A 22,712-nucleotide genomic window follows, 5' to 3' on the forward strand; every position below is an offset into this window, starting at 1 on the left:
TGGTCATCTATTCACAAAATATAGATATAAATGGCCATTACTGGCCATATTGGAGCACAATTATTCACATTATTTTTTCTGGTCAGTCCAGAGGAAGCTACCAATTGCAGGTAAAAGTAGTACTGCACCCAACATGTTAACCAAAAACATGAAGGTTAAAAGAATACCCATATCCACTTGGAACTTCAGATCAGAGAAAATCCATGTGCTAACACCAATGGCTAAGGTAATACCTGTGAACAGCACTGCACTACCTCGCTCTGCTAATGCATTACGATAAGCGACTTCCAGTGCCACACCTTGTTTTAGCTGCCCCATCATTGATGAAAGTATGTAAATCCCGTAATCGACACCAATACCAACACCTAAAGCGATAACTGGTAATGTCGACACTGTTAAACCTATTTCAAGTTGTACCATCAACGCTTGCGCTAAGGTTGATACGATGTACAGAGGTAATACAACCGCGACCGTTGCCTTAACACTTCTAAAGCTAATTAAGCATAGCAGGATTACGGCGCCGTAAACGTAAAGCATCATAGGTAGCTGTGCAGCTGATACCGATTCGTTCGTTGCGGCCATAACACCGACAGGGCCTGACGCTAGCTTAAACTTTAATTCATCGGTTTCTTCTGCCTTAGCAAACTCTTTAACTTTCGCTACCACATGGTCAATCGTTTCTGCTTTGTGGTCATTTAAGAAAATAATCACTGGCATTACAGAGCAGTTTCCATCAAGTAAACCTGAGCTTGTTTCAACCCGTGAAGTAGCTTGCACTAAACTTGCCGTATTGCGCGGCAGGCTTTGCCATTTTAAGTTACCTTCGTTGAAGCCGGCGTTCACAGATTGCGCAACTGAGCTTAAGCTCACAGCCGATTGTACCCCTGCAACGTTTTCCATCTGCCATTGGAAACGACTAATACGCTCCATAACATCATGCTCCGTACACGCAGCAGGATACGCTTCTACAATCACTTTTAGGATATCTGAAGAAATAGTGTATTTATCAGAAATCAAAAAGGTGTCTTGGTTATAGCGGGCATCTTGGTGCAAAGATGGCGCACCAGCATGCAAGTCACCAATACGCATTTTGTCAGCTTGCCAGTAACCCACTGCAAATAACACAGCCGTAAAGGCGATAATAAAACCCGCCGTTTTACGGTCTGTGGCTTTTACTAATAGCTCGCGTAACTTGTCTAGTAGATTTGGTTTGTCTGTGTGAGTACCTGCTTGAATATGCACAGAGCCTTCAAAGCGCATGTACGATGCCCATACAGGTAATAAAATTAAATTAGTGAAAATAATTACCGCTACACCCAAACTTGCTGTGATAGCAAGTTCACGAATAATACCAATATCAATGGTGAGTAAAGTTAAAAAACCAATTGTGTCTGATAGCAGTGCAATACCACCCGGGATCAGAAGTGCTCTAAAGCTTGCCTGACAGCAAACCCGAGTTGAACTACCCGTAGACACTTTTTTGCCGATGTCATTGATCATTTGCACGCCATGGCTTACACCAATCGCAAACACTAAAAACGGCACTAAAATTGACATAGGATCTAAACCGAAGCCTAAGCTTGAAAGCAAGCCTAACTGCCAAACAACGGCAATGATTGAACAGGCAATCGGTAAAATTGTCAGTTTTAAAGAGTGGCAGAACAGCCAAACCATCACAAATGTGAAAGCAATGGCAATAGCAAAGAATAGCAGTACGCCCTTAGCGCCCTCTGCGACATCCCCTGCCATTTTGGCAAAACCGATAATATGAATACTAACCTTGTCCGTACTGAGCGGTTCACGAACTTGCGTTTCTAGCTTTTCTGCAAATGCTAAAGTGTCGAGTTTTTCTTGCGTTTGTGGATCAGTCTCAAGTAGCTGAGCGGTTACCATTGCACACGAATAGTCACTGGCAATCATACGGCCAACGACTTTTGCTTTTTCGATGTTTTCTTTTACAACCGCAAGACCACGTTTATCAGCAGTGAAGTTTGCCGGAATAATTGGACCGCCAGCAAAACCATCTTCAACTACTTCAACAAAACGCGCACTCGGTGCGAAGATTGAATTAACTAACGGGCGATTTACACCTGGAATAAAGTAAAGCTGATCATGAACTGCTTTAAGTTGGGTGAAAAATTCCTCATTAAAAATATCACCATCTGCATCACAGACTGAAATTAAAATGCTGTTAGCTCCGCCAAACTGTTTTTCATGTTTGGTGTAAACTTTCATGTAGTCATGATTAAGCGGAATATTTTTATTAAACGACGCGTCTAATTGAATTTGTGTTGCTTTGAATAATAAGAAACAAGTGATCAAAGCAAAGGAAATAATTGCGAATAAGCGATGACGAAACACCGCTCTTTCTAAAATATCTAAAAAACCACGCATTACGGATTCAACTCCTTCACTTTAATGCCATTTTCTGAAGCCATAACTAGTTTGTCTTGAAACACAACACCATCAAGTAACGATTTACCATCGGCCATTTGTTGTTCTGATAATTGGCCATCCTCAATTTGGAATATCACCCCGCTATTGGCAAATAATAACCACTGGTTGTTGTATTTAATCGCGCTATTTACGGTTGCATAATTGTCGTGTGGTATTTGTTGCCACTGTTCGCTGCCTGCTTGGCGAGTGAAAATGTTGCCTCGAAGGCCTGCAACTAGGTCTTCCCCACCTTGATCCGCAGTTGACGCAAACGTAAAGAAAGAGCCCATATATATCTCCTCAAGACGCTGCCAGGTTTGACCATTGTCGACACTTTGTGCCATTAAACCCATTTCACCGGCTAGAAATAGACTCTCATCGGTTTTAACGATGCGATTAAAGTGCGGCAGTATTGAAGCAGTTTCAATTTCATAGCCTTCTGGATCACTGTCTTTTAAATCATTGAGGTATTCACGGTCTTCTTCAAATAACAGGCTATCTAAAAAACGTTTCTGCCAAGTTTGTCCACCATCGTTAGTTTCATAAAACATTCCATATGCACCGACTGCATACCCTTGTTTGTCTGTAGTAAATAAAATGTCTAAACATGGCTTATCCATGTTTGGTAATGATTGCTGTAATTGCCACGTTTTACCTGCATCTACGGTATTGATGATGGTAGCATCATGGCCACATGCCCAACCTAAATCGCTATTATAAAAATCAACGGCTGTTAGCAGCACTTGAGTAGGCACACTGGCTTGTTGCCAGGTTTGAGCGTCTGTACTTGTGATAACCACACCGTGTTTGCCAACTGCAATGAGATTTGGGCCAGCTAGTTCAATGTCGGTGAGAAGAGTTTTGTTTGCGTTAACAGCGCTAATGGCTTGTTGTGGCATAGGCATGTCTTGAGCAAAACATGAAGCACTATAAGCAAGACAGGCATAAAGCAAATACTTCATAAAGATAAATCGCCTTCGAAAAAATAAAAAGAGAAGTCAAAAAAGTCACTGGGAAACCTAATGCGTGTACTGATGACTTACGCGAATTGCAAAAGGCACCTGGAGTCAGGTGCCTTAAATGGATTAACGACCTTCGCGGCGTAATGCGCTTGAAGTAAACTCGTTATCGTTGAATGATTGTGAGAAATCATACATTTTTTCTTGGTTGTCTAAACCAATTGCTAAATAACGACGAGAGTTAAGGTCATGATAAACTTCTAACGTACTCCAATGAGTTGGTACTTCATAGTAGTTAAGACCATGTGCCATCGCTACACGATACATTTGATCACGGTTATCATAGATATCCGCTACATGTACTTGCCAGCTATCCTCGTCAATATAAAAGACACGTTTCTTATAAATATGACGCGTGCCCTCTTTTAGGTTCGCTTCAACCACCCAAACACGGTGTTTTTCATAACGAACATGCTCAGGGTTGATATGACCTGCTTGTAGAATATCATCGTAGCTTAGTTTATCGCTGTGAAGCTTGTAGCTGTTATAAGGAATATAAAGCTCTTGCTTACCTTTTAATGTCCAGTTGTAACGATTCGGAGAACCATTGAACATATCAAAGTCATCAGTCGTACGTAAGCTATCAGCTGCTGTTCCCGGTGCATCGTAGGCAACATTTGGAGCACGACGAACACGACGCTGGCCTGAATTGTATGTCCATGCTTGGCGTGGTGTTAAAATTTGATCCATGGTTTCATGTACTAATAACGCAGTACCAGCAAGACGAGCAGGCTCAGTTACCTTTTGCTTAAACTTAAACAAGATATTAGATTCTTGAAGCTTCTCAGGTGTTGCTTCAGGTGATGAGTACTCAACTAACAGTTGCTCATCAAAACCTACATAGTTATATGAACCAGAGGCTGTCGGTGCAGCTTGACCACCAGAACGTTCAATTGATAGGCCACGGAATCGCAACAAGTGGTTCCAAATAGCTTCTAAACCATCTTTAGGAATTGGGAAAGGTACACCCACAGCGGTATTTTTAATACCGTTACCACCTTCAACTAATTCAGCTGTCGTCGCATATTTTTTAGTTGCATCATATACAAACTGTGGATATGACGCACTACGACGGGTTGGGTAAATGTTCATTTTGAACGTATCAGGATAGGTATTGAATAATTCAATTTGACCTGGGCTCAAGTAGTCTTTGTACTGGGCAACGTTCGATTTATCAATCGTGAATAAAATTTTATCATCAGCATATGGATCTGGATGGTGCATACCCGGTTTGTAACCTGCTGGCGGTGTTGTGATACCACCATCCCAAGCTGGAATAGAACCGTCTTTATTCGCTGCTTTTTCAGCGCCAATTGGCGTTAAATCATTGCCTAAACGTGCCGCTTCATCAGCGGTAATTTTTGCAAGTACACTTGAGCTTGCGAAAACGCCGCAAAACGCTGCAGCAATGAGGGTAGGTTTTCTAATAATCATAATTTACCCTTAGATTGAATATTTAATATTAAATGAAACATAATCGCGATCAGAGAAAGTATTCGTCGCGCCACCACCCCAGAATGAGTTGTAGCTAAAGTCGAATGACCACGCATTTTGGTAATTGAAGTTCATAGTAACACCGAGTGATTTACGGTCTTCAATAAATAAATACATTGGATCTGGTGTAATACCATTCACATCGTGTGAGAAAACAAAACGAGGTGAGAAGTTTACGCCACTAAAAATATTGTAGTAATCACCCTTAGCGATAAGGCGATAGCCCCATGCAGACGCTGTTGGGAATGGGTTTGTTTCAGGACCATTAGACAGACCTAGGTGAAGTGTTGAGTAATCATCACTTAATGGGCCTTGCATAATGCCGCTTCGACCAGTACCGGAAACGTTTAAACGGAGCTCGTCATAATCCGGCATATCGTTAATTCTAACGCCACCAACTTCACCAACTACCGCCCAGCTATCAGCACCTAATGATGGACCAAATAAGTGTGTTGCAGTAAATTGTAATTGAGCAGTGTTACGAAGAATAAATCCTTGTGCTACTTCACCAGGACCTACAACGCTAGTTGCATCACCCGGACTCATTTGCGAAATACCTGCAAAATCAGGGCGAATACCTGCAACAGCCAATTGCTCTGGCATACCCGCGTAAAGTAACTCTACGTCATCAATTTGCAGAGGCTCATCTTGACGGAAAGCAAATTCACCAGAAAAAGCCGTTTCACCAATTGATGTATTGAAGCTCAAGCCATAAAGCTTAATGTCTTCTGGGTATTCTAGCTGGCCTTTGGTAAATGCTTGTAAACTAGTTACATTATCTTCAGTGATATCTGTTGTTAATAACATACCGATATCAGCAGCGATTGCCGCATCAGTGAAGTTTGATACCTGGCCTGAAATCACAGGACGACGGCTATGGTAGTTAATGTGGTATAACGCTACTTCAGTATCGTTTAACTCAGGTAAAAACATACCCAAGCGTAAACCGTATTGACCACCATCATCAGGTTCATTTTTACCTGCACCGCCCTTACCTTTCAACGCAACTTTGGTTGGGTAAGCGAGATACATTTGCGACATCATCGCTATGCCTTGTGCTGATGTAGGGTCAACACCTTGCGAGCGAACAATATCATCTAAATTATTTAAGCTTTCTGTTAAGAATGCTAAATCGATATCTGGGTTAGACGTGAAGCCTAATTGAATATTCTGCTGATAGCCATTTTCTGACGCGAAATCGTTCGTCGAGAAGTAAGTACCAGCCGCTGGAAGGCGTGTTTCATGCCATTCATATTGGTAGAAACCTTCTAGCGTTAAGTTATCTGTGATGCCTAGTGATGCCCAAAGCATACCAACAGGTATGAAAGCTTCTTTTAACTCTGCACCTGGCGCTTTTAAACGATCGATATCAACAGGGTTAACGTTAATACCATGAGAAATCAAAGTACTCTCACCCCAGTTCACAACTTGTTGGCCTAAACGAATAGACAGCGGGTTACGGCCTTCATTTAAATCAAAATTTGCCCAAACATAAGCGTCAAGTAAACGTAAATCAGCACATACTTGTTCTTTAGTGTCGTCATCATCACAAGGGTCAACTTTTTTACCCGACGTTGGATTGGTATAAGCAAAGTCACCATCCATTAAGGCAAAATCATAAAAATACATAAAGCGAGTGAAGAAACCAAAGTTATCTTTACTGATAGAAAGCTCATGAGTGCCTTTTAATAACTTTGAGAATGAATCTCCACTATCAAAGTTTAAGTTTCCGGCATCACCATTATTTGAGTAAGCACCTGGTTGGTTCCAAACATCAGCTGAAGAATAAATAGGGTTTAGAGCTGAGTGATAACCCGTCCAATCAAATGATGGATTATTACTTTTACCTATGTGTTGAAAGTCTCGGTCTTCAACACGAATGCTTTGACCATAAGAAAAGTTAGAGTCAAAACGTATGTCAAAGTCACCTAACTCGAAATTAGCCGCGTGCAAAGATGTGCTTGAGAGACCTAGTGTTGCTGCTGCAAGCCCCAAAGCTATTTTGTTTTTAACAAAAAGCGATCGTTTTATCATTGTGTTCATCCCCCTGTAACGGGTTGTTTTGTGATCAAATTGTTGTTTTTAGTATCTTTCTAACGATAGAAGCGAAACAGTAAAATTACAATATAGAACGCGTCTAATCGGTTAATATTTATTTAAAAATGTGACGTTTACGTATTGGTAAGACGTCATACCAGATAATTTATACACGTAAATTAACAATAGAACAAATCGAATTAACAAAAATATAATAAATTTAGCGAATTGGGGATAGATAAAATTAGTGTTTTTTATGAAAAATCATCAAAAAAAAGCAGCCGTAGCTGCTTTTTTAACTAATTTTCTCGAGTTTTAAAAACTGATTTTCAGACGTTAATGTCAGCCTAAAGCGCCCTCTTATTCCTAGCGAAGAAATAAAAGGACGCAAATGGTGAGCATCAAAGCGAACTGTCTTGCCACCATCCTCTGTAACTTGCACTGATTTATATTTACCATGGTAATAATCAAGACATTCCGAGTAACTCAGATACAAGGCAAAATAATATTCTGTCATTAACTTTCGAGTGCTTTCTCTACTTTTTCAAACAGATCATCACTAAGGCCATCTAAATCAGCTAAACGTTGCAATTGTGCTTTCATTGCCGCTGAACGATTTTCATCATAGCGTTTCCATGACATAAAAGGTGTCAGCATGCGCGATGCATTTTGCGGGTTAATATCATTTAGTTTCACTAATAAGTCACCTAATAGCTGGTAACCTTCACCATCAGCTCGGTGGAACTGAGTGATATTAAAGTGACTAAAGCTACCAACCAAAGCACGCACACGGTTAGGGTTACCAAAGTCAAAACTTGGATGATCATAAAGCGCTTTTATATCGCTGATACTCGTTGCTGAATCTTTCATCGCTTGCAGTGCAAACCATTTATCCATAACGAGCACATCATGACGCCATTTAGCATCAAACTCTGTTAAAAGCGTATCACATAGTGAGTGATTTGCTTTTACAACAGCACTTAATGCAGCAAGGGCATTGGTCATATTATTACTGTGGGCCGACTCTCTGATGAGGCTATTAACATCGCTGTGATTTGTTTTCGCTAAATAGTATAAACAAAGTTGCTTAAGAGCACGAACTGCAACGGCTGTAGCGGATGTTGAACCATCATCTTCAAGTACGTTATAACAATTAACCAATGATTCTATTAGGAAGTTGGCAATTTGCGATTCAAATGCATTTTGTACAGCAATAATGTCATCAACAGGGATGACGGCATATTCTGCTGCAAGAGTATCGTAGCTAGGCAGTTTTAACAGCTCCGCAATCAATGCAAGGTCACCTTCACGATTATCAACTAGTAGCTTTAATGCCGACAAGATATCATCAGATAAGCAAGCTTCACCACTGGCAATCGCTGCTTTCATTTCATTAGTAAATAAACGCTGCTGAGCATCCCAACGTGAAAAGTCACTGCGAGCAAAACGCATAATATGTAACAGATCAGCGGCAGATGTATTTTGATTAACAATACATGGCGCAGAGAAATCTTCGAGTAGCACTGCTACTGGGCGCTGTTTAATACCTTCGAAAACAAACTGCTGCGTTTTTTCAGTGACATTCAATACAGAATCTTGCGGCTGATTATCAATCACAAGAGGTAATGACTGCCCTTCACTATCTAAAAGCTCAATAGCAAAAGGAATGTGCATTAAGGCATTGTTAGGCTGATTATCAGGTGCAAACTGCTCAATGCTTAATGTGAAAGTCTGGTTTTGTTCATCATACGCCTGCTCTACATTGAGCTTAGGTGTACCCGCTTGACTATACCAACGCTTAAATTGTGTTAAATCAATGCCAGACGCATCACTCATGGCTGCAACAAAATCATCACAAGTAACTGCTTGTCCGTCATGGCGATCGAAATACAATGCCATACCTTGTTGGAACTTTTCTTCTCCAAGTAAGGTGTGCATCATGCGAATAACTTCAGCCCCTTTGTCATACACAGTCACTGTATAAAAGTTATTCATTTCAATGACTTTTTCTGGGCGAATTGGGTGCGCCATCGGCCCTGCATCTTCACTAAACTGGTGAGTACGCATGACTTTAACGGCATCAATACGATTAAGCGCACGTGAACCTAAGTCGCTACTAAACTCTTGGTCACGGAAAACCGTTAAGCCTTCTTTTAACGACAGTTGGAACCAGTCACGGCAAGTCACACGGTTGCCGGTCCAGTTATGGAAGTACTCGTGCCCTACAATAGATTCAATCGTATGGTAATCTTTGTCTGTGGCTGTTTCTTGATTTGCAAGAACACATTTAGAGTTAAAGATATTCAGGCCTTTATTTTCCATTGCGCCCATGTTGAAGAAATCAACGGCAACAATCATGTAAATATCTAAATCGTATTCAAGGTTAAAGCGCTCTTCATCCCATTGCATTGATTTCTTTAAAGAAGTCATGGCATGAGGCGTTTTTGATAAATTACCTTTATCAACAAACAAGGCTAATTCAACTTTTCGTCCAGACTGCGTCGTGTAATGGTCACGTAATACGTCAAAATCACCGGCGACTAATGCAAATAAGTAGCTAGGCTTTTTAAATGGGTCTTGCCATTTTACAAAATGACGACCGTCATCTAAGTTACCTGATTCAATTTGGTTACCATTAGACAGCAAGTGAGTGTACTTTTTGTCGGCAATAATGGTTACATCAAAGCTAGCAAGCACGTCTGGGCGGTCAAGGTAATAAGTAATCTTTCTAAAACCTTCTGCCTCACATTGCGTACAGTAAGCACCACCCGACAAGTACAAACCTTCTAACGAGGTATTCGTTTGCGGGTCAATATGGTTTTCAATTTTCAGAATAAAGCTTTCAGGTAAGTTATGAATGATCAGCTTTTCATCCTCAAGCGTGTAATCATCATACGCTTTGTCATCAACCATCAATGAAATTAGCGTTAAATCAACACCATCAAGCAAAAGATCAGCATTGCTTTCATCGGTACGATTGATTGTCATTGTTGACTGCACTGATGTTTTTAAAGGGGCTAATTCGAAGCGTAAATCGATGTGTTGAATTGAGAATTGTGGGGCTTGGTAATCTTTTAAATATTGAGCTTGAGGTTTACTCGTAGCAGACATTACTGACTCCAAATGGCCCTGCTTAGCAGGGCCTAAATAGTTTATTCGGCGTTAGCTTCTTGTTTAAGATGTTTTGGGGTAATACGTAAAATTTTAATACCAAAATAGGCATAAACAACCGCTAAGAATGGATTAATTAAATTAAAGAACGCGTACATTGCATAGTCAAATGGATTGATTAGTAAAACACTTTGCATGTAAGCACCACAGGTATTCCAAGGAATAAGTGGGCTAGTAATTGTGCCACCATCTTCTAATGTGCGAGATAAATTTACAGGCTTTAAACCGCGTTTTTCATATTCGTCTTTAAACATACGTCCAGGAACGACAATCGCGATATATTGGTCAGCTGCAACCGCATTGGTACCAATACAGGTTGCAATCGTTGCAGTGATAAGAGAACCCGTGCTTTTAGCAATTTTTAAGATGCTCTTAACGAACATATCAAGTAAGCCAGTTTTTTCCATGATAGCGCCAAACATCAAGGCCGTCATAATCAGCCAAGTGGTTGTTAACATGCCAGCCATACCACCACCGCTCAATAATGAATCCATTTTTTCATCGCCAGTGTCGATGCTGAAACCATCAAAGAACGTTGTCCAAACTAATTTGAAGTAACCAATTGCTTGGCCTTGTGATGCATCAATTTGGCTATTGATTAAATCAGATTGAAATAACATAGCCCAAATCGCGCCTAGCACCGCACCAATCGAAATAGCTGGGAAAGCTGGCATCTTACGAATTGCTAAAAACAACAACACCACCAGTGGCACTAGCATTTCAAAACCAATATTAAAGTTTTGCTCTAATAAATTAACTATTTCATCAATACGGCCCGCTTCTGTTGAACCACCGGCATTAAAGCCCATAAAGATAAAAATAATTAACGCAATAATGAAGCTTGGCACTGTAGTCCAAAGCATGTGATGAATATGCTCAAATAAATCAGCCCCAGCCACTGCTGGCGCTAAATTAGTTGTTTCAGAAAGCGGGCTTAATTTATCACCAAAGTAGGCACCAGAAATGACCGCACCTGCTGTAACAACTGGTTCAAGACCAAGACCAGTTGCAACACCTAATAACGCCACACCGATAGTCGCAGCTGTGGTCCAAGAGCTACCAATACTCATAGCCACAATGCCACAAATCAAACAGCTAGCGGCATAGAACCAGCTCGGATTGATAATTTGTAAGCCATAGTAAATTAGAGTGGGTACAGTTCCTGATAACAGCCAAGTACCGATTAAGGCACCCACCATTAACAGTATAATGATTGCTCCAAGGGATAAGGTGATCCCCTCAATCATGGCTTGTTCTAGTTTCTTCCAGGTGTAACCATTTTTTAAGCCAATTAATGCCGCGGTAAATGTAGCGAATAATAAAGCGATTTGGTTAGGACCAGATGATGAGTTATCACCGAATAAATAAACAGCAGCGCCTAGTAGGCACACGAGCACAGTAATTGGGATTAAGGCATCTAAAAAACTGGCCTGTTTAATTGGCTTCTCTTCAATTGAATTCAAAAGATAGTCTCCTACACGTCTTATGTGGCGTGTTTAATTATTATTGTAAGCTTTGACGCAAAACTTCAGTGGCCTTATGCAGCCAGATTGTGTGATTATACCAATCTAACCTGTTTTAGGTAGCAAAAAAGGCGCTTAAGCGCCTTTTTATTAATCGATATTGCTAATTAATTGCTAATTATTTCTTAGCGATACGACCATATTTTATATAATCTTGGGTGATTAATGCCGCTTCTTCTAAGAAAGGGTCTAGCTCGTCAAGGCTATCAGGTAAATCGTCAAGCTTCTCAACTGGCTTTTCTCCAAGGCGAACAAGTCGTTCATTAGCACGGTCTAACGCGCGTTCTTCACCTTCGTCTTTCTCTTTTAGACGCGTCGCTTCAACCAATGAGATAGTCTTACGGTCTTTCTCTTCTTGATAGCGTTTAATGTCAGCAAATACATAGCCAAACTCAGGCTCGTCTGCAATACGGGCATCATGAAGCTTATTAACGTAAGCAATCGCTGGTTTGAGGTTATCAACAGAGTTGTACTTAGCACGTATGATGCTATCCCAAGGTAGCGCGTTGTCTTGTTGACTCTCACCCCACTCTGATGGCTCAATTGCCGATGGGAATGACACATCTGGGATCACGCCTTTGTGCTGTGTGCTTCCGCCGTTAATTCGGTAGAATTTTGCAATGGTATACTGCACGCTACCTAATGGGTGGTCGTATAGGTCATAAGCACGGCCAAGTGGTTTATGCTGCTGTACAGTTCCCTTACCAAAGGTTTGCTCACCAATCACAATTGCACGGCCATAATCTTGCATTGCTGCTGCAAAAATTTCTGAGGCAGACGCACTGTAGCGATCAACTAACACTGTCAGTGGGCCATCGTAAAAAGTGACACCATCACGGTCTTTTTGCTCTTCAATACGATTATTTAGCGTATGAATTTGTACTACAGGACCTTGATCGATAAATAAGCCAGAAAGTTGCGTCGCTTCGTAAAGTGAGCCACCGCCGTTTTGACGTAAATCGATAATGATACCGTCAACTTTGGCTTCTTTTAATTTTGCAATTTCAACTTTTACGTCTTGCGATAAATTGTTATAGAAACCTGGGATTTCAATCACACCAATTTTGCTGGTTAAGTCTGAATATTTTGCTTCAAATACTTCAGATTTTGCAGCACGGTCTTCTAAACGAATTTTATCACGCGTGATTTCAACCACTTTTGGTGTACCGTGAGCATCCGCCCCTTTTAAGTATTGCAGGCGAACTTTTGTCCCTTTCGGGCCTTTGATTAAATCAACAACGTCATCTAAACGCCAGCCAATCACATCAACAAACTCTTCACCTTCTTGGGCAACACCAATAATACGGTCATCTGCTTTTATTTGTTCAGACTTATCAGCCGGTCCGCCTGGGACTAAGCTACGGATTACCGTGTAATCTTCGTCATAGCTAAGCACCGCACCAATACCTTCTAACTCAAGATCCATGTCCATCTTGAATTGCTCAGCGCGACGAGGTGATAAATAAGAGGTATGCGCTTCAATGCTTCGTGCGAATGAGTTCATCACGATTTGAAAAGCATCTTCACTGTTCGTTTGTACTAAACGCTTTTGCGCGTTGTGGTAGCGTTTGGTCAAGACTTCTTTAATGCCTTGCCAATCTTTACCAGTCATTTTTAATCGTAAAGCATCGTATTTAACGCGCTGACGCCAAAGTTCATCAAGCTCAGCTTGGCTTGTTGCCCACTCAGCGTCTTCACGGTCAAACAGGTACTCATCTTCTTTATCGAACTTCATTTCGTTTTCAAGTAACGATAAAGAATAGTCATAGCGTTCAAAACGACGTTTTAAACTTAAATTAAAAATATCAAAAGCAAATCCCAATTTACCTGTCGACAATGCATTATCAAACTGGTCTTTATATTGCTCAAACGAGGCAATATCAGAGGCTAAAAACACATTTTTATTGTAGTCGAGAGATTCAATGTAACGATCAAAAACCTTCTCAGATAATTCATCGTTAAATTTAATTGGTTTGTAGTGTGCACGAGTAAATAAGTTTGTCACCCGTTTGCTTGCCGTACTATGTTGGCTTTCTTGCTTGAGTACTGGCAGGTCTTTTTCAGTCAAATTGTCTGAAGATGCCAATAATGAACCTGAAAACAGGGCAGCGACTAACGGAATGAGCGTAAACTTTTTACTCATACACAACTCCTTTATTTTTTACAGCTATTAAATGATATACAGGCTGTCTGCTTTGGTCTTAACTTGCATCCCTGTTACTAACTCAACGTGAACTTCATCTTTATTCACTTCAGTAATAACCGCGTTTACAAGTGCTTGGCCAAGTTTAACTTTAACTTTGCTATTAACCTTGACCTCTGAGGCAGGTAAAGGTTCAACTTTTCCTGAACGTTTTGCAGGAGCAGCTTTAGCAGGCTTATTACTTACTTTAGCGCCTTTTTCGCCAGATTTAGCGTGGTGGCCACTATTCTTTTTGTAAGATTTTGTGTCACCGTCTTTACGTGGACGTTGTGGCTTCTTACGCTTTGCCATTTTAGCGCGGCTTTCTTCTAACGCTTTTTGTGCGTGCTCAATGTGTTCTTGTTCTACTTTTTCATCTTGATTACCATCAAGATCGATACGGAACTCAGACTTAGTCACCGCTTCTAAATAGCGCCAGTTTGAGGTGTACTTTCTTAGTGCTTGACGAACCTGAGTTTTACTTACTTTCTCAGAACCTTCAATACGCTCAGCGATATCTTTAAAGATACCTACTTTAAGCGGCTGAATACCGTCTTTTTGTTTAAAACATTGTGGAAATTCTTGGTATAAGAAATCCAATACTTCATTAATATCTTTTAGCTTGTTTGTGGTTTCCATGTTAGAACCTTTTATTACATCTTTTCATCAAGTGATGAATCGACATAGTGTGTTACCCAGTCGGTCAACTCTTCGAAGTCCGCTTCAATAAGCGCTAAATCACCACGAAGGTGTTCCCAAATACCATTTATAATTTCATCAATTGATTCACAGTCAAGGTCATCTGGTAGACGCTCCCATGCCATGTGAATCAAGTCGTTGAGCCTTTCGGCAACAACTTCTTCTTCCCCTTCCCAATCACCAACATCATGGATTGCAAAGAGGTAATCTTGCACATTTAGCAGATCTTTCATTTTAGATTTGCCTCAAAGCATTTTACCAATGCTTCTAAACCAGCTTGATCATCAGCATCGAATCGCGCAATGCTTGGGCTGTCGATATCAAGTACAGCAAATACTTTACCGTCTTTGAAAATCGGCACAACTACTTCAGAGTTAGATGCAGCATCGCAGGCAATATGACCAGCAAATGCATGCACGTCTTCAATGAGTTGTGTTTGTTGTGTTTGCGCGGCAGTTCCACATACCCCTTTACCTACTGGAATACGGATACATGCAGGATTACCTTGAAACGGCCCTAGCACTAATTCTTCAGGTGAATCCATTAAATAAAAGCCCGCCCAATTGATATCCTCTAAAGAGGTAAATAACAGCGCACTAATATTTGCCATGTTGGCAATAACATTTGATTCACCAGCGATTAGCGACTCAGTTTGTTTAACTAATGACTGGTAAAAATCTTGCTTTTGCATACCAAACTACTTCTTATTAAACATACAGTAGCTAAAGGTACTCTTTGTAGACGACAAATGAAACCTTTTAAGGGCAAAAAAAAACATTTTGCCCTCAATTTCAGTCAGCTTGATTAAATATTCTGCTATTGATGAGAAGATTGTGTTGTAAGGCCCTGTCTTAAACCAAATAAAAACAGTCCAGCTGCCAGAGCAGACATCATAGCATTGACTACAAAAGCCATACCTGTTGTAGCGCTCAGTAAGTAGCTAAAAATAGCGCCACCTAGTAAGCCAAGTGTCAGAACACCTGAATAATTAACCTTTGCATATTTAAACATAAGTAAATAACCAGGCACTACAAATGCTGCCATAGTTAAGCCTACTATGTGTGCATTGGCAATTGCGCTAACAAGTAAATTAAAGAAAATGCTAAAACCATTTCCTTCAAGTGTGAATGCATAATAAAGGCCTAAGATACAACCGATGATCACAGGCGATAATAAAGAAAGTCCTACACTCTTTGCTAAACGATGTTTCATAAATTCCCTAATGTCACAAAGATAATACGAGAAGTGTTAAGCATGGACTAACTAGTTAAAATGCGAAATATCGACAATAGTCGTAATTTGCAGAACAAATGAGAAGCTTAAGAAACAAAAAAGCCGCTGAATAAATTCAGCGGCTTCAATGATGGTGGAGAGATAGGGATTTGAACCCTAGAGGGGCTACAAACCCCTGCCGGTTTTCAAGACCGGTGCATTCGACCACTCTGCCATCTCTCCGAATGCGAAAACCTACCCGCTTACGCCAGTAGTAAAAATAATGGTGGAGAGATAGGGATTTGAACCCTAGAGGGGCTACAAACCCCTGCCGGTTTTCAAGACCGGTGCATTCGACCACTCTGCCATCTCTCCGACGGCGTGCATAATAGATAAGGCAGCCGTGTTTGTGAAGCTTTTTTTCAAAAAAACTGTTTAAGTGATTAAAAAACAATTAATTTGCTCAGCATTAGTACAATAATGTTTAGATTGTGCGCAACATTGAACTTTTCAATTATTTATCTTGTCTATTGATCCACAATAGTTTGCCCAAATATATAACTCTTGATAGGCTTAGTTCAGTTTAATAATTGGAACTAACGAACGTATAAGTTCATTTAAAGGAGCTCTGACAATGGCGTTTAATCAATCGTACAATACTGCAAGACCAGTAATGTCGACTATTGAAACCAATAAAGTTTTAAAAAATACCTATTTCTTACTGGCAATGACACTGGCATTTAGCGCAGTGACAGCAGGTATCTCAATGGCAATGAATCTACCTTATTTTATGGGGATAGTTTTTAGCTTGATTTCACTTGGTGTGCTTTTTGTTGTTCACAAAAAGGCAGACAGTGCATCAGGTGTTGCTTGGGTGTTTGTATTCACAGGTTTGATGGGCGCAGGACTCGGTCCAATGCTTAACTACTATGCTGCAATGCCAAATGGCCCTATGCTCATTATGCAAGCGTTAGGCTCTACTGCGTTAATCTTCTTTGGTTTGTCTGCTTATGCACTTACCACGAAAAAAGACTTCTCATTTATGGGTGGCTTTTTAACTGTGGGTTTAATCGTAGTGATTATTGCAAGCCTAGTTAACTTATTCATCGGCAGCTCAATCACCTTTATGGTTATCAATGCTGCAGTTGTGCTAATTATGTCTGGTTTAATCTTATTTGACACTAGCCGTATTATTAATGGCGGTGAGACCAACTACATCCGCGCAACTGTTGCTTTATACCTGAACGTATATAATTTATTTACGTCTCTTCTTCACCTACTTGGTGCAAGTGATGACTAATTAAATAGTTCTGCTAAAATAGCCCCTTTCTAGGGGCTTTTTTATTGGATGCGTTTTGGCACAATTTGTACTTTCTCTTCATACCGCGCCGACCGATCACGACACAACTCAACGGCTAATTAAATTTGCACAGGCCTGTCTTGACTCTGGTCACTCAATTGCAGCTATCTTTCTTTATCAAGCAGGTGTATACCACGCAAGTAACCATTTAGAACTTGCCAGTGACGAGCTGCCAATTAATCGTTTGTGGCAGTCGTTGAGTCAGCAAGAGGTCCCCCTACTGCTATGTGTCACTGCTGCTGAAAAACGAGGCTTAGATATCGATAACACAAGCGTGTTTAACGTCGCTGGGCTTGCAGAATTTGCGATGCTTGTCAGTGAAGCGGATAAATGGGTGCAATTTAAATGAAAAACATTTTAGTGATCAGCCAGCATGGCCCATTTGATGATCAACATATTCGTGAATCACTCGACACCACACTAATTTTTGCTGCTATTGAACAAAACATTAGTTGGCTACTCAGTGGTGAAGCTGTTTTAGCTTTGAAGAAAAACCAGCAGCCAGAGCAACTTGGCATTAAAAACTATTTTAAAACCATTAAAACGCTTGAATTATACGATGTTGAAAATATATATGTATGTGAAAAGTCGTTGATGGATTTTAACCTCACACAAGAAAGCTTAATTATTGATGTTAAAGTAGCTAACTTTGAGCAACAGCGTGAATTAATTAGCCAGCAACATCAGGTGGTGACACTATGAGTACCTTGCATATTTTTTCAAAACCTTTATCGCACTACTGCAATAATATGTTGGCCAATTTAATTTCTTCAGAAGATACAGTGCTACTTGTTAGTGATGCTTGTTATAACAACATGCAGTTTAAGCAGTTCTCTGCAGCAATTCATTTACTTGAAGAAGACGCTGCAGCCCGTGATATTTCATTTAATCAAGGCGATATCGCAATAAACTACGCGCAGTTTGTAGAAATGACTTTAAACGCAAAAAACACGATTACTTGGTAAACCATGCTTGAATTTAATGACAAACAGATAGAAACAGACAAACAAGGCTATTTACTTGATTCAAACGATTGGTGTGAAGAGCTTGCACCTATTATTGCTGAGCAAGAGAACATTACCTTAAGTGAGCAGCACTGGGAAGTTGTGCATTTTGTGCGTGATTTTTACGTAGAGTACAACACCAGCCCGGCAATACGCATGCTGGTCAAAGCAATGGCCCAAAAGCTAGGTGAAGAAAAAGGAAATAGCATGTACTTGTATAAGCTATTCCCTAAAGGCCCCGCTAAGCAAGCGACTAAAATTGCAGGTTTACCTAAACCGGCTAGGTGCATTTAATGGTTAACAAAGCCAATAGCAAACCACGTCGTAGTAGCGGTCGTACTTATTCAAGACCTACTCAAAAACGCCAAGTTAAAAAGGCAATTAGCCCAGAGCAGCGCAAAGTGGTGCTATTGAACAAACCATTTGATGTGCTTTGCCAATTTACCGATGACCAAAACCGCAAAACGCTTGCCGACTTTATTACTATTAAAGACGTGTATGCAGCAGGACGCCTAGACAGAGATAGCGAAGGACTGTTGCTCCTTACCAACTGCGGTAAATTACAACACACACTTACTGAACCCAATAAAAAAACAGCTAAAACTTATTGGGTGCAAGTAGAAGGCGATGTGACTGATGAGGCTATCTTTGCACTTAACAAAGGTGTAGAGCTTAAAGATGGCATGACCAAGCCTGCCAAAGTTAGGCGTATTGACGAGCCGTCAATTTGGCCGCGTACCCCGCCCGTTCGCGAGCGTAAAAACATTCCAACCAGCTGGTTAGAAATCTCTATCACTGAGGGGCGTAATCGCCAAGTTCGCCGTATGACAGCGCATGTTGGCTTCCCTACTTTGCGATTAATTCGTTACAGCATTGGTAACTATACCCTTGATGGCTTAGACAGTGGTCAATTTAAAGTAGTGAACAACCCAGATGCATAAACCCAATGTCACAGTGGCCGCCATCGTCACATGCCAAGAAAAATTTTTACTTGTTAAAGAGCGCGATAAACACACAGGTGAGATTTGCTATAACCAGCCTGCCGGGCATTTGGAAGCCAATGAAACCTTAGCTGAAGCAGCTCATCGAGAACTTATTGAAGAAACAGGGATTAGTCTAAATGCTAGTCACCTTGTTGGTATCTATAATTTACACGCCACGAATGGCATTCACTATATGCGTTTTAGCTTTGCTTTTAATAGCCCAGAGCTGTTTAAACCATCTCCCAAAGATGATGACATTCTCAGCGCAGATTGGTTTAGCCTTGAGCAAATTAAAAGCCTGCCGCTTAGAAGCCCTCTGGTTTTAAAATGCATTGAAGATCATTTAGCTGGTAAAGCCTACCCACTTAGTTTGATTTACCAATAAGCGCTGTGATTTTGGCTGGTTTGGGCGTCTAAAAGCATGCTATAATATCGGCCTTTCCATAGCAGTTAAAAAATGACAGCGAATATTATGAGCGAAAATAGTCACATTAAAGTCATCGTGGGTATGTCCGGCGGTGTTGATTCTTCTGTATCAGCGTATTTATTAAAGCAACAAGGCTATCAAGTTGAAGGCCTGTTCATGAAAAACTGGGAAGAAGACGATAATGATGAATATTGCGCTGCAGCTGAAGACCTAAAAGACGCACAAGCTGTGTGCGACAAGCTAGGTATTGAGCTTCACACTGTAAATTTTGCAGCCGAATACTGGGACAACGTGTTTGAGTACTTTTTAGCAGAGTACAAAGCAGGCCGTACGCCAAACCCAGACATCATGTGTAATAAAGAAATTAAATTCAAAGCATTTTTAGAATTTGCAGCACAAGCACTTGGGGCTGATTACATCGCGACTGGCCACTACGTTCGCCGCGAAAAACGTGGTGATAAATTTGTAATGTGTCGTGGCCTCGATGACAACAAAGATCAAAGCTATTTCTTATACACTTTAAGCCATGAGCATATTGCGCAAACACTTTTCCCTGTTGGCGATATTGCTAAGCCTGAAGTACGCCGCATTGCTGAAGAGCAAGATTTAATTACGCACGATAAAAAAGACAGTACTGGTATTTGTTTTATTGGTGAGCGTAAATTTAAAGACTTCTTACAAAAATTCTTACCAGCACAGCCAGGTAAAATTGAAGATACCGATGGCAACGAAGTGGGTGAGCACGAAGGCTTGATGTACCACACACTTGGTCAACGTAAAGGTCTATTAATTGGTGGCATGAAAGAAGGTTCGGGTGAACCTTGGTATGTAGTTGATAAAGACGTTGAGCGTAACGTATTAGTGGTTGGTCAAGGTAAAGACCACCCTCGCCTGTACAGCAATGGTTTAAATGCAAACCAGCTGCACTGGGTTGACCGCGAAGGTCCGAAAGGGACCACACGCTGCACTGTTAAAACCCGCTATCGCCAAGAAGATATCAGCTGTACTTTACTTGTTGGTGAAGATGGTATGGCGCGCGTACTATTTGATGAGCCACAAAAGGCAGTGACACCGGGCCAATCAGCTGTATTCTACGCTGACGAAGTCTGTTTAGGTGGCGGCATTATTGATTCGGTGATCAAATAATGACAGAGCACCAAGTCATGGCTTTAGCTGCCATGTGTCAAGTTGCTAAACAAGTACAAAAAGTTGCGCAATATGGCCAAGGCAGTGATCACGAATTAGAAAAATTACTAAACTGTATTGTTGAAACATCACCAAATAGCCCTGAAGACGTGTATCAGGGTAAGCATAATTTACGTGAAGGCTATCGCATTTTGATTGCACAGCTTTCGGCTGGCGCCGACAAAGACGTCGAAATCGTAAAATATGTGGGTGGTTTAATGCAATTAGAACGTGCATTAAGTTCAAAACAAAACAGTTTAAATGAATTAGGTCGTCGCATTGATGATGTTAAACGTCGCCTCGACCATTTTGCTATCACAGATGATACTGTAGTAGCAGCGCTTGCTGATATTTACTCATCGGTGCTAAGCCCCCTTGGGCATCGTATTCAAGTGTATGGCAAGCCAGAGTTATTAAAACAGCAGCTCACGCAAAACAAAATTCGTGCCCTATTATTGGCCGGAATTCGTAGTGCCGTGTTATGGCGACAAATGGGCGGTAAACGCCGTCACTTTTTCTTTGCAAAAAGAAAAATCCTCGCCATTGCTAAACAATCAATTTAATTATCGTTCAAACTAGACAATTTAGGAGTCATTATGGAGCTTTCAGCGTTAACCGCTATCTCTCCGGTAGATGGTCGCTATGGCAGCAAGACCACGGAACTACGCAGCATTTTCAGCGAATTTGGTTTAATCAAATACCGTGTAACTGTTGAAGTTCGTTGGTTACAAGCTTTATCTGCAGCTAGCGCAATCAAAGAAGTACCGGCTTTTAGCGACGAGGCTAATGCTTTACTTAATGCCATTGTTGATAACTTTAGCGAAGCGGATGCAGCACGCGTTAAAGAGATCGAGCGCACAACTAATCATGACGTAAAAGCAGTTGAATACCTACTTAAAGAAAAAGTAGCTGATAACGCAGAGCTTAACGCAGTTAACGAATTCATTCACTTTGCATGTACTTCAGAAGACATCAATAACCTGTCTCACGGTTTAATGCTTACTGAAGCGCGTGACAAAGTATTACTTCCATACTGTGACCAACTTCTAAATGCATTAAAAGAAAAAGCAGTTGAGTACAAGTCAGTTGCGATGATGACACGTACCCACGGTCAACCAGCTACCCCTTCGACAATGGGTAAAGAGTTTGCAAACGTCTACATGCGCTTAAAGCGTCAACGTGACCAAATTGCTAACGTAGAAATGTTAGGTAAAATCAACGGTGCTGTAGGTAACTACAACGCTCACCTGAGTGCATACCCAGATTACGATTGGCACAACCACGCTGAGCAGTTCGTAACGAGCCTAGGTTTAACATTCAACCCGTTCACAACACAAATCGAGCCACACGATTACATTGCTGAGTTATTCGATGCAGTTGCACGTTTCAACACTGTATTACTTGATTTTGACCGTGACGTTTGGGGCTACATTGCACTAAACCACTTCAAACAAAAAACAATCGCAGGTGAGATTGGTTCATCAACTATGCCTCACAAAGTAAACCCGATTGATTTTGAAAACTCTGAAGGTAACTTAGGTATTGCTAACGCTATCTTTACTCACCTTGCGCAAAAACTACCTGTTTCTCGCTGGCAACGTGACTTAACTGACTCAACAGTGTTACGTAACCTAGGTGTTGGTATGGGCTACACACTTATCGCTTACCAAGCGACATTAAAAGGTGTTAGCAAGCTTGAAGTAAACGAAGAGCGTTTATTAGCAGAACTAGACCAAAACTGGGAATTACTAGCAGAGCCAATCCAAACGGTTATGCGTAAATATGGTATCGAAAAGCCATATGAAAAACTTAAAGACCTTACTCGTGGTAAGCGCGTAAACCAAGAAATCATGGCTGATTTCATCGATGGCCTTGAGTTACCTGAAGAAGCAAAAGTAGAAATGAAAAAATTAACTCCGGCTAATTACATTGGTCGTGCTGTTGAGTTCATCGACAACTTAGCTTAAATTCAAATTAAGA

22 protein-coding genes and 2 tRNA genes are annotated in these 22,712 nt (G+C 40.9%); 10 read left to right on the forward strand and 14 right to left on the reverse strand.

Translation table 11 applies throughout. The annotated features are described in order from the left end of the window. Window positions 1-69 precede the first annotated feature (69 nt). The 14 genes from IMPJCBKJ_RS10795 to IMPJCBKJ_RS10860 form a co-directional block, all read right to left on the reverse strand. Window positions 70-2,394 carry an MMPL family transporter gene (locus IMPJCBKJ_RS10795; protein WP_166340267.1) on the reverse strand — a complete coding sequence of 775 codons (2,325 nt, stop codon included), beginning with the start codon at window positions 2,392-2,394 and terminating at the stop codon, window positions 70-72. Next, on the reverse strand, window positions 2,394-3,398 hold the full coding sequence (locus tag IMPJCBKJ_RS10800) for a YCF48-related protein (RefSeq protein ID WP_138600646.1): 1,005 nt from the start codon (window positions 3,396-3,398) through the stop codon (window positions 2,394-2,396). The genes IMPJCBKJ_RS10795 and IMPJCBKJ_RS10800 overlap by 1 nt, the downstream gene beginning before the upstream one ends. 123 nt (window positions 3,399-3,521) lie before the next feature. Further along, entirely contained in the window at window positions 3,522-4,886 is a 1,365-nt protein-coding gene (locus IMPJCBKJ_RS10805) for a DUF1329 domain-containing protein (RefSeq protein ID WP_166340430.1), read from the reverse strand. Window positions 4,887-4,898: 12 nt separating this feature from the next. Further along, window positions 4,899-6,983, reverse strand: coding sequence for a DUF1302 domain-containing protein (locus tag IMPJCBKJ_RS10810; protein WP_054551392.1), 2,085 nt, complete (start codon window positions 6,981-6,983; stop codon window positions 4,899-4,901). A 298-nt stretch (window positions 6,984-7,281) separates the two neighbouring features. Further along, window positions 7,282-7,503, reverse strand: coding sequence for a DUF2835 domain-containing protein (locus IMPJCBKJ_RS10815; RefSeq protein ID WP_082389168.1), 222 nt, complete (start codon window positions 7,501-7,503; stop codon window positions 7,282-7,284). After that, complete coding sequence (pepN, locus tag IMPJCBKJ_RS10820; protein WP_166340269.1) at window positions 7,503-10,097, reverse strand: aminopeptidase N; 2,595 nt, start codon at window positions 10,095-10,097, stop codon at window positions 7,503-7,505. The genes IMPJCBKJ_RS10815 and pepN overlap by 1 nt, the downstream gene beginning before the upstream one ends. Before the next feature lie 41 nt (window positions 10,098-10,138). Further along, window positions 10,139-11,620, reverse strand: a complete 1,482-nt coding sequence (gene nhaC, locus IMPJCBKJ_RS10825) for a Na+/H+ antiporter NhaC (protein ID WP_166340271.1) — start codon at window positions 11,618-11,620, stop codon at window positions 10,139-10,141. Window positions 11,621-11,798: 178 nt separating this feature from the next. After that, window positions 11,799-13,823: a carboxy terminal-processing peptidase gene (prc, locus tag IMPJCBKJ_RS10830; RefSeq protein ID WP_166340273.1), complete on the reverse strand. Its 2,025-nt coding sequence runs from the start codon at window positions 13,821-13,823 to the stop codon at window positions 11,799-11,801. A gap of 27 nt (window positions 13,824-13,850) precedes the next feature. Then, window positions 13,851-14,501 carry an RNA chaperone ProQ gene (gene proQ, locus IMPJCBKJ_RS10835; RefSeq protein ID WP_166340275.1) on the reverse strand — a complete coding sequence of 217 codons (651 nt, stop codon included), beginning with the start codon at window positions 14,499-14,501 and terminating at the stop codon, window positions 13,851-13,853. 14 nt (window positions 14,502-14,515) lie between these two features. After that, a complete protein-coding gene (locus IMPJCBKJ_RS10840; protein WP_054551397.1) occupies window positions 14,516-14,794 on the reverse strand; it encodes a hypothetical protein in 279 nt (92 codons plus the stop codon). Next, window positions 14,791-15,252, reverse strand: coding sequence for a GAF domain-containing protein (locus IMPJCBKJ_RS10845; RefSeq protein ID WP_166340277.1), 462 nt, complete (start codon window positions 15,250-15,252; stop codon window positions 14,791-14,793). The genes IMPJCBKJ_RS10840 and IMPJCBKJ_RS10845 overlap by 4 nt, the downstream gene beginning before the upstream one ends. Before the next feature lie 125 nt (window positions 15,253-15,377). Further along, window positions 15,378-15,773 carry a hypothetical protein gene (locus tag IMPJCBKJ_RS10850; RefSeq protein WP_054551399.1) on the reverse strand — a complete coding sequence of 132 codons (396 nt, stop codon included), beginning with the start codon at window positions 15,771-15,773 and terminating at the stop codon, window positions 15,378-15,380. Window positions 15,774-15,925: 152 nt separating this feature from the next. Further along, window positions 15,926-16,016 (reverse strand) — tRNA-Ser (locus tag IMPJCBKJ_RS10855). A 41-nt stretch (window positions 16,017-16,057) separates the two neighbouring features. Further along, window positions 16,058-16,148 (reverse strand) — tRNA-Ser (locus tag IMPJCBKJ_RS10860). A 259-nt stretch (window positions 16,149-16,407) separates the two neighbouring features. Here IMPJCBKJ_RS10860 and IMPJCBKJ_RS10865 point away from each other — a divergent pair. From IMPJCBKJ_RS10865 to purB, 10 genes are all read left to right on the forward strand, one after another. Then, window positions 16,408-17,073 carry a Bax inhibitor-1/YccA family protein gene (locus IMPJCBKJ_RS10865; RefSeq protein WP_054551400.1) on the forward strand — a complete coding sequence of 222 codons (666 nt, stop codon included), beginning with the start codon at window positions 16,408-16,410 and terminating at the stop codon, window positions 17,071-17,073. A 55-nt stretch (window positions 17,074-17,128) separates the two neighbouring features. Continuing rightward, window positions 17,129-17,482: a sulfurtransferase complex subunit TusD gene (tusD, locus tag IMPJCBKJ_RS10870; RefSeq protein ID WP_166340279.1), complete on the forward strand. Its 354-nt coding sequence runs from the start codon at window positions 17,129-17,131 to the stop codon at window positions 17,480-17,482. Then, a complete protein-coding gene (gene tusC, locus IMPJCBKJ_RS10875) occupies window positions 17,479-17,835 on the forward strand; it encodes a sulfurtransferase complex subunit TusC (RefSeq protein ID WP_138600636.1) in 357 nt (118 codons plus the stop codon). Before tusD ends, tusC begins: the two co-directional genes overlap by 4 nt. Beyond that, complete coding sequence (locus IMPJCBKJ_RS10880) at window positions 17,832-18,098, forward strand: DsrH/TusB family sulfur metabolism protein (RefSeq protein WP_138615845.1); 267 nt, start codon at window positions 17,832-17,834, stop codon at window positions 18,096-18,098. The genes tusC and IMPJCBKJ_RS10880 overlap by 4 nt, the downstream gene beginning before the upstream one ends. A gap of 3 nt (window positions 18,099-18,101) precedes the next feature. Continuing rightward, window positions 18,102-18,431, forward strand: coding sequence for a TusE/DsrC/DsvC family sulfur relay protein (locus tag IMPJCBKJ_RS10885; protein ID WP_054551404.1), 330 nt, complete (start codon window positions 18,102-18,104; stop codon window positions 18,429-18,431). Continuing rightward, window positions 18,431-19,078, forward strand: coding sequence for an rRNA large subunit pseudouridine synthase E (locus IMPJCBKJ_RS10890; protein ID WP_138600630.1), 648 nt, complete (start codon window positions 18,431-18,433; stop codon window positions 19,076-19,078). Before IMPJCBKJ_RS10885 ends, IMPJCBKJ_RS10890 begins: the two co-directional genes overlap by 1 nt. Next, window positions 19,071-19,505 carry an NUDIX hydrolase gene (locus IMPJCBKJ_RS10895; protein ID WP_138600628.1) on the forward strand — a complete coding sequence of 145 codons (435 nt, stop codon included), beginning with the start codon at window positions 19,071-19,073 and terminating at the stop codon, window positions 19,503-19,505. Before IMPJCBKJ_RS10890 ends, IMPJCBKJ_RS10895 begins: the two co-directional genes overlap by 8 nt. An 87-nt stretch (window positions 19,506-19,592) precedes the next feature. Further along, window positions 19,593-20,693 carry a tRNA 2-thiouridine(34) synthase MnmA gene (gene mnmA, locus IMPJCBKJ_RS10900; protein ID WP_119852693.1) on the forward strand — a complete coding sequence of 367 codons (1,101 nt, stop codon included), beginning with the start codon at window positions 19,593-19,595 and terminating at the stop codon, window positions 20,691-20,693. Continuing rightward, a complete protein-coding gene (hflD, locus tag IMPJCBKJ_RS10905; protein ID WP_054561602.1) occupies window positions 20,693-21,295 on the forward strand; it encodes a high frequency lysogenization protein HflD in 603 nt (200 codons plus the stop codon). The genes mnmA and hflD overlap by 1 nt, the downstream gene beginning before the upstream one ends. 33 nt (window positions 21,296-21,328) lie before the next feature. Then, on the forward strand, window positions 21,329-22,699 hold the full coding sequence (purB, locus tag IMPJCBKJ_RS10910; RefSeq protein ID WP_166340281.1) for an adenylosuccinate lyase: 1,371 nt from the start codon (window positions 21,329-21,331) through the stop codon (window positions 22,697-22,699). Window positions 22,700-22,712: the final 13 nt, after the last annotated feature.

The sequence above is a fragment of the Pseudoalteromonas sp. MB47 genome, from assembly GCF_011319765.1.
GTDB lineage: Bacteria > Pseudomonadota > Gammaproteobacteria > Enterobacterales > Alteromonadaceae > Pseudoalteromonas > Pseudoalteromonas simplex.

Coding starts and splice junctions, on each gene's coding strand:
- IMPJCBKJ_RS10795 (WP_166340267.1), bottom strand. CDS start 2,394: ATGCGTGGTTTTTTAGATATTTTAGAAAGAGCGGTGTTTCGTCATCGC.
- IMPJCBKJ_RS10800 (WP_138600646.1), bottom strand. CDS start 3,398: ATGAAGTATTTGCTTTATGCCTGTCTTGCTTATAGTGCTTCATGTTTT.
- IMPJCBKJ_RS10810 (WP_054551392.1), bottom strand. CDS start 6,983: ATGATAAAACGATCGCTTTTTGTTAAAAACAAAATAGCTTTGGGGCTT.
- IMPJCBKJ_RS10815 (WP_082389168.1), bottom strand. CDS start 7,503: ATGACAGAATATTATTTTGCCTTGTATCTGAGTTACTCGGAATGTCTT.
- pepN (WP_166340269.1), bottom strand. CDS start 10,097: ATGTCTGCTACGAGTAAACCTCAAGCTCAATATTTAAAAGATTACCAA.
- prc (WP_166340273.1), bottom strand. CDS start 13,823: ATGAGTAAAAAGTTTACGCTCATTCCGTTAGTCGCTGCCCTGTTTTCA.
- proQ (WP_166340275.1), bottom strand. CDS start 14,501: ATGGAAACCACAAACAAGCTAAAAGATATTAATGAAGTATTGGATTTC.
- IMPJCBKJ_RS10840 (WP_054551397.1), bottom strand. CDS start 14,794: ATGAAAGATCTGCTAAATGTGCAAGATTACCTCTTTGCAATCCATGAT.
- IMPJCBKJ_RS10845 (WP_166340277.1), bottom strand. CDS start 15,252: ATGCAAAAGCAAGATTTTTACCAGTCATTAGTTAAACAAACTGAGTCG.
- IMPJCBKJ_RS10850 (WP_054551399.1), bottom strand. CDS start 15,773: ATGAAACATCGTTTAGCAAAGAGTGTAGGACTTTCTTTATTATCGCCT.
- IMPJCBKJ_RS10865 (WP_054551400.1), top strand. CDS start 16,408: ATGGCGTTTAATCAATCGTACAATACTGCAAGACCAGTAATGTCGACT.
- tusC (WP_138600636.1), top strand. CDS start 17,479: ATGAAAAACATTTTAGTGATCAGCCAGCATGGCCCATTTGATGATCAA.
- IMPJCBKJ_RS10880 (WP_138615845.1), top strand. CDS start 17,832: ATGAGTACCTTGCATATTTTTTCAAAACCTTTATCGCACTACTGCAAT.
- IMPJCBKJ_RS10885 (WP_054551404.1), top strand. CDS start 18,102: ATGCTTGAATTTAATGACAAACAGATAGAAACAGACAAACAAGGCTAT.
- IMPJCBKJ_RS10890 (WP_138600630.1), top strand. CDS start 18,431: ATGGTTAACAAAGCCAATAGCAAACCACGTCGTAGTAGCGGTCGTACT.
- IMPJCBKJ_RS10895 (WP_138600628.1), top strand. CDS start 19,071: ATGCATAAACCCAATGTCACAGTGGCCGCCATCGTCACATGCCAAGAA.
- mnmA (WP_119852693.1), top strand. CDS start 19,593: ATGAGCGAAAATAGTCACATTAAAGTCATCGTGGGTATGTCCGGCGGT.
- hflD (WP_054561602.1), top strand. CDS start 20,693: ATGACAGAGCACCAAGTCATGGCTTTAGCTGCCATGTGTCAAGTTGCT.
- purB (WP_166340281.1), top strand. CDS start 21,329: ATGGAGCTTTCAGCGTTAACCGCTATCTCTCCGGTAGATGGTCGCTAT.